Source organism: uncultured Chitinophaga sp. (genome assembly GCF_902168175.1).
Lineage (GTDB): Bacteria > Bacteroidota > Bacteroidia > Chitinophagales > Chitinophagaceae > Chitinophaga.
This window is the reverse complement of the sequence record NZ_CABHOU010000010.1, coordinates 78,817-92,538: the sequence shown is the minus strand read 5'-3', so window position 1 is coordinate 92,538 and position 13,722 is coordinate 78,817. Positions and strand designations below refer to the sequence as shown.

Sequence of the window (13,722 nt, the reverse complement as noted above, 5' to 3'; positions counted from 1 at the left end):
AACACTTCTAGTGCATAAGTTGAGAGGCCGGTGACTTTCCCGGCAGAGAAAGACGGTTTTACAGTGGCCGTCGTATACCTGTGAGGTGTTAATGCCGTATTTATCAACCAGTTGACAGAAAAACAAAATCTAAATAAACAATTATAACTGCATGAAATCCGGAACTTTATTTTATGAGAACACGCGGCTGGTATTTGGGCACGCGCAACGTTCCTTTGCCTGGCTGGCAGTGGGATGTTGTAGCCTGTTGATGGCAACCGCAGCGCAGGCGCAGGTAACCTACCCCGTAAATGGTGTGGCCGAACCCAAAGATGGTTGTTATGCCTTTACGCATGCCACTTTGGTGAAAGATGCGCAAACTACCCTGCAGAATGCCACGCTGGTGGTACGCAACGGTAAAATCGTGGCCGCAGGTGCCGGGACAACCATCCCCAAAGATGCCGTGGTGATCGATTGCCAGGGCAAATACATCTACCCCTCTTTTGTTGATATTTACAGCGACTATGGTATAACTGCGCCTTCCCGTGCTGGCGGCGGCGGTCGCAGAGGCGCGGAACCGCAATTCCTCTCCGGTACAAAAGGCGCTTATGGCTGGAACCAGGCTATTAAAAGTGAAGTAAATGCCATCGACCTGTTTACTGTAAATGAAGATAAAGCCAAAGCGCTCCGCGAACAAGGGTTTGGTACGGTGCTAACACATCAGACCGACGGTATTGCACGCGGTACGGGTATGGTGGTAACACTCGCCAACGACCGGGAGAATAAAGTAATTGTGAAGGAGAAAGCTTCTGCACATTACTCATTTGATAAAGGCACATCCACGCAGGATTATCCAGGCTCGCTGATGGGCACTATTTCCCTCCTGCGCCAGTCTTACCTGGATGCACAGTGGTATAAAACCGCGCCGGCAAAAGAAGGGGTGAACCTCAGCCTCAAAGCCTGGAACGACATACAGCAGTATCCACAGATATTTGAAGCCAATGATAAATGGAACGTTTTACGTGCCGATAAAATTGGTGACGAATTCGGTGTTCAATATATTATTAAGTCGGGCAACAACGAATATCAGCGTATAAAAGAGATAGCGGGCACAAACGCCAGCTTCATCCTGGCGGTAAACTTTCCACTGGCTATGGATATGGAAGATCCTAACGATGCCCGATTTGTATCGCTCAGTGATATGAAACACTGGGAACTGGCACCTACAGAACCTGCAGCTTTCGAAAAAGCGAATATCAATTTTTGTTTGACCACCTCCGACCTGCGCGATGTAAAACAATTCCTGGCCCAGGTGCGTAAAGCGATCGAGTACGGTTTGACGGAAAAGAAAGCGTTGGAATCGCTGACTAAAACCCCCGCGTCTTTATTAAAGATCAACGATAAAGTGGGCAGTCTGGACGCTGGTAAACTGGCTAACTTCCTCGTTACATCAGGACCCATCTTCGCGGAAAATACGATCATCTACCAGAACTGGGTGCAGGGTAATAAATATGAAGTAAAGGCAGATGGATGGAGAGATGTACGCGGTACTTATACACTTTCGCTTACTTCAGGCCAGCAATATACTATGGAGATCAAAGGCAGCAACACCGCTCCCGCAGTAGCATTATTGCAGAAAGATACGGTGAATGGTAAGATCGGCCTCACCGGTCAGTTGGTGAAATTAACACTGCCACTTACGAAAGACAGTAAACAACAGTTACGCCTGAGCGGCATTGCCGGTATTAGCGGCTGGAGCGGAACAGGGGAGGATACAGCAGGTAAGCCCGTTACCTGGACGGCCGCCCTCACAAAACCTTTTGTGTCTAAAGCTGATACCGCGAAAAAGAAAGACGCTCCGAAACTCGGAACGGTATACTATCCCTTTATTGGTTATGGCTGGGAAACGGCTCCGCAGCAGGAAGTACTGTTGATCAAAAACGCAACGGTATGGACGAACGAAAAGGACGGTAAACTTGAAAATACGGACGTACTGGTGCGCGGTGGTAAAATCGCGCAGATCGGTAAAAACCTTTCCGGCTCGGGTGCCAGGGTGATCGACGGAACGGGTAAACACCTTACACCCGGTATTATCGACGAGCACTCGCATATCGCTATTTCACGCGGTGTAAACGAAGGCACGCAGTCGGTTACTTCGGAAGTACGTATAGCCGATGTGGTAAATCCTGATGATGTTAATATCTACCGCCAACTGAGCGGCGGTGTTACTTCTTCGCACCTGCTGCACGGATCTGCTAATACGATTGGCGGTCAGTCGCAACTGATAAAGCTGCGATGGGGCGCTAATGCCGAAGATCTGAAGTTCGCGGGCTCCGACCAGTTCATCAAATTTGCATTAGGCGAAAATGTAAAACAATCGAACTGGGGCGATAGGCAAACTACCCGTTTCCCGCAAACCCGTATGGGCGTAGAACAGTTATTGGCAGATGCGTTTACCCGTGCTAAAGACTACGAGAAGCAAGGCGCAGGCAAACGCCGCGACCTGGAACTGGATGCACTGGTGGAAATCCTGAACAAAAAACGTTTCATCACCTGCCACTCTTACGTGCAGAGCGAAATAAACATGCTGCTTAAAACAGCGGAGCGCTTTAACTTCCGCATTAACACGTTTACGCACATCCTGGAAGGTTATAAGGTGGCTGACAAGATGAAAGAACATGGCGCCGGTGCTTCTACCTTCGCCGACTGGTGGGCTTATAAAATGGAAGTGCAGGATGCAATTCCCTATAACGCCAATATCATGCAGCGCGTAGGTTTAACCGTAGCCATTAACTCTGACGATGCCGAAATGGCCCGCCGCCTGAACCACGAAGCCGCTAAAAGTATCACGTACGGCGATATGGACGAACAGGATGCGCTGAAACTGGTGACGCTTAATCCGGCGAAACTGTTGCATGTTGCAGATAAAACGGGCAGTATCAAAACCGGTAAAGATGCCGACCTGGTACTGTGGAATAATCACCCGCTGAGTATTTACGCGGTAGCTGAAAAAACCATCGTAGACGGTATCGTATATTTCGACCGTGAACAGGACCTGAAGCTCCGCACCCGAATTGCTGAAGAAAGGAGTCGCCTGATCCGCAAAATGCTCGGTGATAAAAAAAGTGGCGCGCCCACACAACGCCCTACACCTACCCGCGAGGAAATTTACCATTGCGAGGATTTACAGGCCGGTCACGTGCATCACATCCTGAGCGACAGCAAAGCTGCATTTTAAACGCAAACAACAAGATCAATGAAAAAAGTATTCTTATATATAATGGGACTCACCCTCGCTTCCACCCAAATGAAAGCGCAGGAAACCGTGTATCCCGCACCGGCTCAGAAGGGCCGCATCTACCTTACCCATGCCACTATACATGTAGGCAACGGGCTGGTGGTAGAAGATGGTACCATCGCATTTGAAAATGGAAAGATCGTTGCCGTGGGTGCTAACGTACCCATCCCGCAGGGCGATGTAAAGGTGTTTGACGTAAAGGGCCAGCACATTTATCCGGGTGTAATTGTGCCCGATAGTAACCTGGGTCTTACCGAAGTAGAAGCGGTGCGCTCTACAAACGATTATGAAGAAGTAGGGGAGATTAATCCATCCGTACGTTCACTGGTGTCGTATAACACCGATTCAAAAGTGATCAACACACTGCGCTCCAATGGTATTTTGCTTGCGCAAACCACTCCGCAGGGCGGACTTATTTCCGGTACCTCTTCCGTAGTACAGCTCGACGCCTGGAACTGGGAAGACGCTGCTTATAAAAAAGACAACGGTTTCCACTTCTTCATGCCCCGCCTGATGGCCCGTACAAATCCGTACGCCGGCCCGGGAGGTATGCCGCTTTCCGGCTCCGACCCGGTAAAGGCTGCGCTCGAAGAAATTGAAGGGGTAAAGGCTTTCTTCCGCGAAGCAAAGGCATATAACGAACTGGGTCAACATGCCGAAACTAACCTGAAGTATGAATCGATAAAAGGCCTGTTCTCCAAACAGCAAAAGCTGTTCATTCACTGCGACCTGGTAAAGGAAATACTGGTAGCTATGGATTTGGCGAAAGAGTTTGGGTTGGATGTGGTAATTGTTGGTGGCGCAGATTCCTGGATGGTGGCCAACCTGCTGAAGCAAAACAATATCCCGGTTATCCTTGGTCAGCCGCACGCCCTGCCCGTAACGCAGGACGATGATGTGGACCAGCCTTACAAAACCGCTGCCCAGTTACAGAAAGCCGGGGTGCTGTTTTGTATCGGTAATGAAGGCTTCTGGCAGCAGCGTAACCTCACCTTTAACGCAGGCACCGCCGGTGCGTATGGCCTCACAAAAGAAGAAGCTCTCAGCGCTGTTACTTTCAATGCCGCTAAAATTCTCGGTATAGCCGATAAAACCGGCACACTGGAAGTAGGTAAAGATGCGAATATAGTAGTAAGCCTCGGTGACATCCTCGACATGAAAACCAACCACGTAACCCGCGCATTTATTCAGGGCCGTGAAATTAGTTTAGATAATAAGCACAAGCAGCTGTACGAGCGCTATAAGCACAAGTATAGTTTGTAATTACATGTTTAGAGATATGAAATGCCTGCTATCGTGAGATGGCAGGCGTTTTTTTTGAGGTTATGTTTTTGTTGATATATTAACCGGGGGTAATCAGTTAACCAGCCAGGTTCATCGATTAATGCTTCGTATTCTCCATTTTATGATTTGGACGAGTGGTTTAATGAATTTGATGATATACTTAACCAAATTTGCTATATGCTTTATGTTTTGAGGTGATATGGTTAACCCAATTTGTTATATGGTTTGTGTTTGAGGTGATATGTTTAACCCGATTTGTAATATGCTTTATGCATTTTTGTTGAATGCTTCCTATAAAAAAACACCGGCCCATATAGACCGGTGTTCTCATCAATATAAAAATTTCATTTAAACCACTTTTACAAGGATGTTATTCTTCTTTCCTTTTTGGAAGAGGATATATTTTCCATTAATCAGCGCTTCATCTGTAATCTTCACGTCGATAGCGGTTACTTTAGTATTGTTCATGCTAACACCGCCACCCTGGATCATTTTTCGGGCTTCTCCTTTGCTGGGAAACACCTTCGCATCGGCCAGGAAGGTAACTACATCTTTAGCTGCTTCGATATCTGCGGTGGTTACTTCTACCTGGGGAACACCATCCATGAGTTGCAGCAGCTCTTCTTCGCTCATGGTTTTGAGGGCTTCGGAAGATGGGCCTTTACCGAACAGGGTTTGCGTGGTGCGTTCGGCCTGCTCGTAATCATCTGCACTATGGATAAAGGTAGTCACCTCTTTGGCCAGGCGTTTCTGCAGCTGGCGTTGTTCAGGCGCTTTGTCATGCTCAGCTATCAACGCATCAATTTCCTCTTTAGGAATGAAAGTGAAGGTCTTAATATAGCTTTTAGCATCGTCGTCGGTGGCTTTCAGCCAGAACTGATAGAACTGGTAAGGTGTTGTTTTGGTAGCATCCAGCCAGATGTTGCCCTGCTCGGATTTGCCGAACTTGGTACCATCAGCCTTTTTCACCAGCGGGCAGGTAAAGGCGAACGCCTCGCCACCGGCTTTGCGGCGCACGAGTTCCGTGCCTGTTACGATGTTACCCCATTGGTCGGAACCGCCCATCTGCAGCTTACAGTTCTTGTTTTTATAGAGCCAGTAAAAATCGTAGCCCTGTATAAGCTGGTAAGTAAATTCGGTAAACGACATGCCGTTTTCGCCTTCAATGCGTTTCTTCACCGAATCCTTTGCCATCATGTAGTTGACGGTAATGTGTTTGCCTACATCGCGGATAAAGTCAAGGAACGTGAAATCCTTAAACCAGTCGAAGTTGTTAACCATTTCGGCTGCGTTAGGTTTCGCCGGATCAAAGTCCAGGAAGCGTTCAAGCTGTGCTTTGATTCCCTGCTGGTTGATCTGGAGCGTGTCCAGATCGAGCATTTTCCTTTCTTCTGCTTTAAAAGAAGGGTCGCCTACCATGCCGGTAGCGCCGCCAACAAGGGCGTATGGCTTGTGGCCGGCCTTCTGCAGGTGTACCAGCAGCATAATGGGCACCAGGCTGCCCACGTGCAGTGAATCAGCTGTAGGATCAAAGCCGATATAGGCGGAGGTCATCTCTTTTTTCAATTGTTCCTCCGTTCCAGGCATTATATCCTGTATCATGCCCCGCCAGCGTAATTCTTCTATCAGGTTCATCTGTTCAAATAAATTTGTGCAAACCTACTGTTTTTCGTCGAAAGATAACAGCGGCCGCACCCTGGCCGCATCTGGAAAACATATCGTAAATTCGGTGAGTTAAATCCCAAAATACATCTACATGAGAAAGTTACTTCTAGCCTTAGCGCTCTGCTGTACCACGTTGTACGCCGTTTCCCAGGACTGTAAAAGTTATTTTCTCCTCCTTAATAATGCGGAGGTAGAAATGACGGTTTATGATGGCAAAGGGGTAGTTACAGCCATTAATAAAATTAAGATAGATGAGGTGAGTAACGCGGCCGGCGGTCTTCAATCTTCCCTCACCACTACTATGACCGACAAAAAAGGAAAGGTCATGAACTCCGGTAAAGGCAAATTCCGCTGTAACGGCGATGGTATCGATATCGATATGCAGATGGCGATGCCTGCTATGCCTGGCGCTAATAAAGATACGAAGGCGAGCATGAAATCTTCCGAAAGCTTCATCAACTATCCCGCAAAAATGGCGGAAGGGCAAAGCCTGCCCGATGCTAAGTTTAAAATGGAAGGCGACGCGAGCGGTGCGCCCATGAGTATGGAGTACACGGTTACCGACCGTAAAGTGGAAGGTAAAGAAGATGTAACCAGTCCTGCAGGCACCTGGAGCTGCTACAAGATCACTTTTTCAGGTAGTCTGCAAATGCAGATGATGGGCATGAAGATGCCTCCTTTCGCCATTACCGGTACCGAATGGTTTGCACCCGGCTTTGGCGTGGTGAAAACGGAAACGACCGATAAGCGTGGTAAGGCAGCGGGTTCTACGCTCATCACCGGGCTAAAAAAGTAATTATACCCTTGGTTTCCATGGTACTTCCGCCACACCCAGTTCGTGGGCTGTCCAGCGGCTCAGCATAAAAAGGTAATCGCTAAGGCGGTTGAGGTATTGCAGCACTAATGGTTCTACAAACATCTCTTCGTCCTGCATGCTTACGCACAGGCGCTCGGCCCTGCGGCATACACAACGCGCAATGTGGCAGGTCGATACGGCTACATGTCCGCCCGGTAGTATGAAAAACTTCATAGGCTCCAACTGACTGTCCATCTTATCCATGGTATCTTCCAGTAGTTTGATGTCGGCCTCATGCAGGTCCGGGATCTTCATTTTGGTTTCCTTGTCCGGGTCGCAGGCCAGGGAGGAGCCGATGGTGAAAAGGCGGTCCTGTATTTCTTTTAGCAGTGTTTTAGTCTGGGGGTTGGAGGTATGGTCGTTTACCAGGCCTATGTAGGAGTTGAGCTCATCCACCGTACCGTATGTTTCAATGCGGATGTGACTTTTAGACACTTTTGTGCCGCCAATGAGGGATGTTTTCCCTTTATCTCCTGTTTTGGTATAAATCTTCATTGCCATAATAACCGTATTACCTGGCAAACCTAATATAAAAAGGGGAACATCGCTGCTCCCCTTTATCAATATATAATGTCTTATTAGTATTAATGTACGCCGGCAATAGCTCTGTTATTCAGCTTGTCAGATTCGATAAGGCCGTCGCGGAGGCGCACTACACGCAGGGCGTGGTCGGCAATGTCCTCTTCATGTGTTACCAGCACCACGGTGTTACCGCCATCATGAATGCGGCCGAATATTTCCATGATCTCTATGGAGGTTTTGGTATCCAGGTTACCCGTGGGCTCATCCGCCAGTATCAGGGAGGGGTCGTTTACCAGGGCGCGGGCAATGGCTACACGCTGGCACTGACCACCCGATAGTTCGTTGGGTTTGTGTTTATAACGCTGGCCCAGTCCCACTTTTTCTAACATGGCCATTGCTTTTTCGTCCCTGTCCTTTTTGCTGATACCGGCATAAATAAGCGGTACGGCAACGTTTTCAAGGGCGGAGAGGCGGGGCATCAGGTTAAATTGCTGGAAAACGAAGCCTATTTCCTTGTTACGTACGCGGGCAAGGGAATCATCTTCCATTTTACTAACATCGTGGCCGCTTAACACGTAGCGCCCGCCGGTGGGCGTATCCAGGCAGCCCAGGATGTTCATGAGCGTAGACTTACCGGAACCTGAAGGTCCCATGAGCGCTACGTACTCATTTTTAAGAATGTCCAGGGTAACGCCTTTCAGTACAGGCAATTCATTTTTGCCGATAAAATAGCTTTTCCTGATGCTTTCGAGGTGTATAACTGCCTGTGACATAGTTATTTCTTGATTACTTTGGGTACTTTAAAATATTGGTCGTTAGCAGAAGGGGCATTTTTAAGGCCTTCTTCGCGGGTTATAACGGGTTTTACCACATCTTCCCTCAGCACGTTCACGTCAGAAGTCATGTGCAACAGGGGGGTAACATCTTTGGTGTCCAGTTCGCCGAGCTTTTCTACAAAAGTTATCATGCGCTGCAAATCCTCGCGGATACCATTGCGTTCATCAGCCGAAAATTCAAGCCTGGCGAGGGTCGATAACTGTTGTATCAATTCGTCATTCACTTCCATAAATCAAATAAATAGAAAAAGATTTAAATATTATTGACAATTATGCTTATTCCTCAAAAATAGGGATAAACGGTGACGTTGTTGGTATGGAAGATGTATAGAAATGTTAATTCCACAAAGGAACGGCTTGAAGCTTGATTTATTGCTGTTGGGTAATCGCAGGGAAGTTCTCCACACGGAATGTTATGTTGCGTTCCTTGTTTACGAAAGCATTTTTACCTGCAAAGTATCCACCGCTGCTACTAACAATAGCTGTGAAGGCAATTTCCAGCACACGTAAAGCTATGTCTTCGGTATTCATATAAATGCAATATATGATAAGGCTGCCAGTAATTAATTATTAGCCAACCCTTTACGAAAGCTCGTTGCTCGTTGTTCAAAAGTTAATGCAGTTCCCTCTCTCACTTTAAGATTCCCAGATATACTCTTCTAAAGTCGCTGGCCATGCTACTTTTTTTATTAATTTGCGGCACTATGGCAACAGCAAAGGAAATTGTAGTGAGTGGCATCCGTTCCACTGGCTATTTGCATCTCGGTAATTATTTCGGCGCTATCCGCAACTTTTTGCGGATGCAGGAGGAGTTTAACTGTTATTTCTTCGTAGCAGACTGGCATTCACTTACCACCCACCCGGACCCCAAAGATCTGAGAGGTAACGTATACCGTGTACTGGCCGAAAATATGGCTTCGGGCCTGGATCCGGAGAAATGTACCCTCTATGCACAAAGTGATGTACCCGAAATTGCCGAATTGTACCTTTTGCTGAACATGCTGGCTTACATGGGTGAACTGGAAAAAGTGCCTACTTTTAAAGATAAGGTGCGTCAGAACCCGAACAATGTAAACGCCGGACTGTTAACATACCCGGTGTTGATGACGGCCGATATCCTGGTGCAACGTGCTGTAAAAGTGCCCGTGGGTAAAGATCAGGAGCAACACCTGGAAATGAGCCGCAACTTCGCCCAGCGTTTCAATAACCGCTATGGCGAACTGTTCCCGGAGCCTGTAGCCTTTAATTATGGTGATACACTGGTAAAAATACCCAGCCTCGACGGAGCCGGAAAAATGAGTAAGAGTGAAAATGAAATGTCCACGCTCTACCTGGCCGACACCGATGAACTAATACGTAAAAAAGTGATGAAGGCAAAAACGGATAGTGGGCCAACCGCTGAGAATACACCGATGCCCGATTATATAGAGAACCTGTTCCTGCTCATGAAGCTGGTATCTGCACCCGATACGGTTAAATTCTTTGAAGACGCATATAATGGCGCCAATATACGTTATGGTGATATGAAAAAACAGATGGGCGAGGATATGGTAGCCTTTATTGCTCCCATTCGTGAAAAAGCAAAAGCCATCCAAAACGATAGTGAATACCTGCAAAAGGTATTAAAACAAGGTGCGGAAAAAGCCCGCGAAAGCGCCAGCAAAACATTGCAGGAGGCCCGCAGGTTAATTGGTATTAATTACTACGGATAAGACAGATATATTCAATCATTATTCCCCCAGATGCATGGCAAAAAATAAGATCAGGCATATCGCCATCGCCGGTAACATAGGTGCCGGTAAAACCACGCTCACTGAAATGCTTGCTAAGCACTACAGATGGACGCCGCAGTTCGAGGATGTAGAACATAATCCATACCTCAACGACTTTTATGAAGACATGCCGCGCTGGTCTTTTAACCTGCAGATCTATTTCCTGCACAGCCGTATTAAACAGCTGGTGGAAATTCAGCATGGCAAAGATGTGGTTATCCAGGACAGAACTATTTATGAAGATGCGCACATCTTTGCGCCTAACCTTTATGAAATGGGACTGATGACCAAACGCGATTTCGACAACTACTTCAACTTTTTTTCTACGCTGAAGTCGATGGTGAAACCACCCGATCTGCTGATTTATCTGCAGGCTTCCGTACCAACACTGGTAGCGCAAATACAGAAACGTGGCCGTGAATACGAAGAAAATATCCGCCTCGATTACCTGAAAAGACTCAACGAATATTATAACAGCTGGATCGAAAAATATAAAGAAGGTCCGTTGCTGATTATTGATGTGGATAAAAATAAGTTCCCGGAAAATGATGAACACCTCGGTGAAATTATCTCTGGTATTGATTCTGAATTGTTTGGTCTTTTTTAGTGAAAAATTGATTTTGGATAGAAAGAATATTTAGTTGTAAATTGTTGTTAGCCCAATCAATTTTTCTCAAATTGATTCTCCAGTTTAGCCGATAGGACATTTAATAAATGCGTTTGTTTCCCAACCTCTCGCATCTGTATTTAACCCGCAGATAGCCCGCTGCAAAAGAGTATACTTTATTTATCTCATGAAAAACATGTTACTGTTCTTCGCTTGCCTGGTATTCGGCAGGTACTGCTGTGCGCAGCCTTTAGTTTACAACAATACTTTCATTAACCCGTTCTCTGCCTCGGTCCGACCGGCAGCACTTTCGCAAATCAAACACACTACGGCAGGATTGCTGGCGGAACAAAAATTTATGTTGAAGGAAATAAGCGTCTACACCATGTCTGTGGTAATGCCCGTGCCTGCAGGGGCCTTCGGTTTGATGCTTCATGCCTACGGTGGCAAATTATATAATGAGCAAGAGTATGGGGTGTCGTACGGTCGTGTGTTAAGCAGTAAAATCAGGCTGGGTGTAGGGTTTGGTTACCAGATTATCAACGTATACGGATATGGGAAACAAAATTCACTAAGGATAAATGGAGGATTGATGTATCATCTCACCGAAAAGTTCCAGGCGGGTTTTCATATTCAGTATCCTTCAGCGAAACATTTACCATTGATATACATGGCCGGTGCCGGTTACACTGCTTCGCCACAATGTAACATAGCAATGGAGTTCAGGAAGATGGATGATAGTCCGCCGGAAGCCTTGTGTGTGCTGGAATACAGGCCGGTTAAGTATTTCTCCTGTTTACTGGGTGCGGCTACCAGTCCGCAGTTAAACTATGCAGGTATTAGTTTAATAAAGGGAAAGATAAGAGCTGGTGTTACTGGCAATTATCATCCGCAATTAGGTCTCACTCCAAATATCATGATTGTATGGCAGCGAAAGGAATTTTGATATGGTTAGGAGTGATGATAACTTTCCCTTTATATGCACAGGAGGAGTTGCATCGTGAAACGCTTAATAACATGGAGTTGCAGGCAGAAGCAGGCAATGAGAGCGAAGATGATGCGTGGTGGCAGCAATTGCAAGCTTACATCAGCCGTCCGCTCGATTTAAATAGTGCGGACGAAGAGGCGTTGCAGGCATTGGGATTGTTAAGTCCTTTAGAGATAACAGGTTTCCTGCAGTACCGCGATTCGCTGGGTGCATTGTTAAGCATCTTTGAGCTGCAGGCTGTACCTGGTTTTGAACTGCCGCTAATACGCCGTTTACTTCCCTATGTCCGCGTGGGAAACGAAGGGCAGATTGCGCTTTCCGATTACTGGCGAAAAGGTGAACATTCATTATTGTTAAGACATTCCAGGGTGTTGGGGCAACAGGCTAACTATCTCGGAAGCGCGGATAAAATAATGTTTCGTTACCGCTATAGTTTCCCGCGTCATGCCAGCTGGGGCATTACTGCGGAAAAGGATGCCGGTGAGCAATTCTTCAATGGCGCACAGCGAAAAGGATTTGATTTCTACAGCGCACATCTGTTTTTGGGGCGTTACAAAAAAATCCATGCGCTGGCGATAGGTGATTACGTGGTAAATCTCGGTCAGGGCCTTATCCAATGGCATTCCATGGCGTTGGGAAAAGGGGCAGCGGTAATGCATGTGAAACGGGAAGGAGAGGTATTGCGGCCATATACATCTGCCGGCGAGCATTTCTTTTTTCGTGGTGCCGGTATTACCCTGAAGCATAAGCAGGTTGAACTTACCGCTTTCGCATCCCTGAGGAAATTAGATGCAGGCAGTGATACCACCACTTCCGCCATTAGTTCACTTGTTACAACAGGGTATCATCGTACAGCAATAGAGATAAGCAAAATGGGGAACGTCCGGCAACTCTCTGCCGGGGCGAATTTAAAGTATAGGATAGCACAGGGGCATGCAGGTATGAACATTGTCATGCACCGGCTACAGCCGCCATTGGAAAAACAACTGGAACCATACAGCCAATTCTCTTTTATGGGAAAAAGTATCGTGAACCTAAGTGCAGATTATGCGAAGGGTTGGCGCAATTTTCACTTCTTCGGAGAAGCAGCCGTTGATCATCATGGGCAACTGGCTGTGTTGCAGGGCATATTGGCAGGCATCAGCCCCAAAATCGATCTGTCGCTGGTGTACAGGAAGTTTGCAAGAGCCTATCAGTCGCTGTATACAAATGCATTTGCAGCAGGCAGTAAACCTGCAAATGAACAGGGTTTTTACACCGGCATATCATTAAAACCTAATCCACGGATCGAAGTCTCCGTCTATGCCGACATATATATGTTTCCATGGTTGCGGTATAGGGTAGATGCGCCATCTTTTGGAAGAGATGCTTTGCTGCTGTTACTCTGGCGTCCTTCAAAACAGGCAGAAACAGGCGTGCGCTTTACTTATGCGTTACAGGCTTTAAATGCGAAAGATGACGATAAAGTGATGTCGTATTTGCATCAATGGAAGAAGTATAATTTCCGATGGTTCAGCGATTTTAAAGTCAACGAATCGGTATCCATGCGAACAAGGCTGGAATTGAATAAGCAGGTAGAAGTGTTAGCTAAGAACCACGGCTGGCTCGCCTACCAGGAGTTCCAGGCGAAAGTTCCCGGCAGTCGTTTTCGGCTGGCCGGGCGATTGACACGCTTTGATGTAAGTGGCGAGGGTAATGGATTGTATGCTTCCGAAAACGGCATGTTGTATGACTATGCAATGTCCAGGTTTTCGGGAAGAGGTTGGCAGTACTATCTGAATTTGCAATATCGTTTAACCAAATCAGTGAATTGCTGGTTACGGTTTCATCGCACAGAAAAGGAGATGGATGTTGGGGAGGAGTTGTCCGGTAACAAGCTGCTCGTACAGTGGCAGCTAATTGCTAAGTGGTAACT

At 46.9% G+C, this 13,722-nt stretch carries 12 protein-coding genes; 7 read left to right on the top strand and 5 right to left on the bottom strand.

The features are described from left to right. Window positions 1-151: 151 nt before the first annotated feature. Together QZT80_RS01135 and QZT80_RS01130 are read left to right on the top strand one after the other, a co-directional pair. Window positions 152-3,217 carry an amidohydrolase family protein gene (locus tag QZT80_RS01135; RefSeq protein ID WP_295116766.1) on the top strand — a complete coding sequence of 1,022 codons (3,066 nt, stop codon included), beginning with the start codon at window positions 152-154 and terminating at the stop codon, window positions 3,215-3,217. An 18-nt stretch (window positions 3,218-3,235) separates the two neighbouring features. Further along, on the top strand, window positions 3,236-4,540 hold the full coding sequence (locus tag QZT80_RS01130; RefSeq protein WP_295116764.1) for an amidohydrolase family protein: 1,305 nt from the start codon (window positions 3,236-3,238) through the stop codon (window positions 4,538-4,540). Between the two features lie 369 nt (window positions 4,541-4,909). Here the strand turns inward: QZT80_RS01130 and tyrS are convergent, their stop codons facing one another. Continuing rightward, window positions 4,910-6,196, bottom strand: a complete 1,287-nt coding sequence (gene tyrS, locus QZT80_RS01125) for a tyrosine--tRNA ligase (protein ID WP_295116762.1) — start codon at window positions 6,194-6,196, stop codon at window positions 4,910-4,912. 121 nt (window positions 6,197-6,317) lie between these two features. On the opposite strand from tyrS, the gene QZT80_RS01120 reads away from it, so the two are divergent. Next, window positions 6,318-7,022 (top strand): hypothetical protein, encoded by a 705-nt coding sequence (locus QZT80_RS01120; protein WP_295116760.1) that lies wholly within the window; start codon window positions 6,318-6,320, stop codon window positions 7,020-7,022. Here the strand turns inward: QZT80_RS01120 and QZT80_RS01115 are convergent, their stop codons facing one another. The 4 genes from QZT80_RS01115 to QZT80_RS01100 all read right to left on the bottom strand — a co-directional run bounded on the left by QZT80_RS01115 (window position 7,023) and on the right by QZT80_RS01100 (window position 8,971). Further along, window positions 7,023-7,583, bottom strand: a complete 561-nt coding sequence (locus tag QZT80_RS01115) for a cob(I)yrinic acid a,c-diamide adenosyltransferase (RefSeq protein WP_295116758.1) — start codon at window positions 7,581-7,583, stop codon at window positions 7,023-7,025. Window positions 7,584-7,666: 83 nt separating this feature from the next. Next, on the bottom strand, window positions 7,667-8,377 hold the full coding sequence (locus QZT80_RS01110) for an ABC transporter ATP-binding protein (protein ID WP_295116756.1): 711 nt from the start codon (window positions 8,375-8,377) through the stop codon (window positions 7,667-7,669). Window positions 8,378-8,379: 2 nt separating this feature from the next. Further along, the gene (gatC, locus tag QZT80_RS01105) at window positions 8,380-8,670 is read right to left on the bottom strand and encodes an Asp-tRNA(Asn)/Glu-tRNA(Gln) amidotransferase subunit GatC (protein WP_295116755.1); all 291 of its coding nucleotides are present in this window, start codon (window positions 8,668-8,670) and stop codon (window positions 8,380-8,382) included. Window positions 8,671-8,809: 139 nt separating this feature from the next. Further along, window positions 8,810-8,971, bottom strand: coding sequence for a hypothetical protein (locus QZT80_RS01100; protein WP_295116753.1), 162 nt, complete (start codon window positions 8,969-8,971; stop codon window positions 8,810-8,812). A gap of 173 nt (window positions 8,972-9,144) precedes the next feature. Between QZT80_RS01100 and trpS the strand changes: the two genes are divergently transcribed. The 4 genes from trpS to QZT80_RS01080 all read left to right on the top strand — a co-directional run bounded on the left by trpS (window position 9,145) and on the right by QZT80_RS01080 (window position 13,720). Continuing rightward, a complete protein-coding gene (gene trpS / locus QZT80_RS01095) occupies window positions 9,145-10,152 on the top strand; it encodes a tryptophan--tRNA ligase (RefSeq protein ID WP_295116751.1) in 1,008 nt (335 codons plus the stop codon). Between the two features lie 34 nt (window positions 10,153-10,186). Further along, window positions 10,187-10,819, top strand: coding sequence for a deoxynucleoside kinase (locus QZT80_RS01090; protein WP_295116749.1), 633 nt, complete (start codon window positions 10,187-10,189; stop codon window positions 10,817-10,819). A 187-nt stretch (window positions 10,820-11,006) separates the two neighbouring features. Continuing rightward, window positions 11,007-11,765, top strand: coding sequence for a hypothetical protein (locus tag QZT80_RS01085; RefSeq protein WP_295116747.1), 759 nt, complete (start codon window positions 11,007-11,009; stop codon window positions 11,763-11,765). Beyond that, window positions 11,744-13,720 (top strand): hypothetical protein, encoded by a 1,977-nt coding sequence (locus QZT80_RS01080; protein WP_295116745.1) that lies wholly within the window; start codon window positions 11,744-11,746, stop codon window positions 13,718-13,720. Before QZT80_RS01085 ends, QZT80_RS01080 begins: the two co-directional genes overlap by 22 nt. Window positions 13,721-13,722 lie beyond the last annotated feature (2 nt).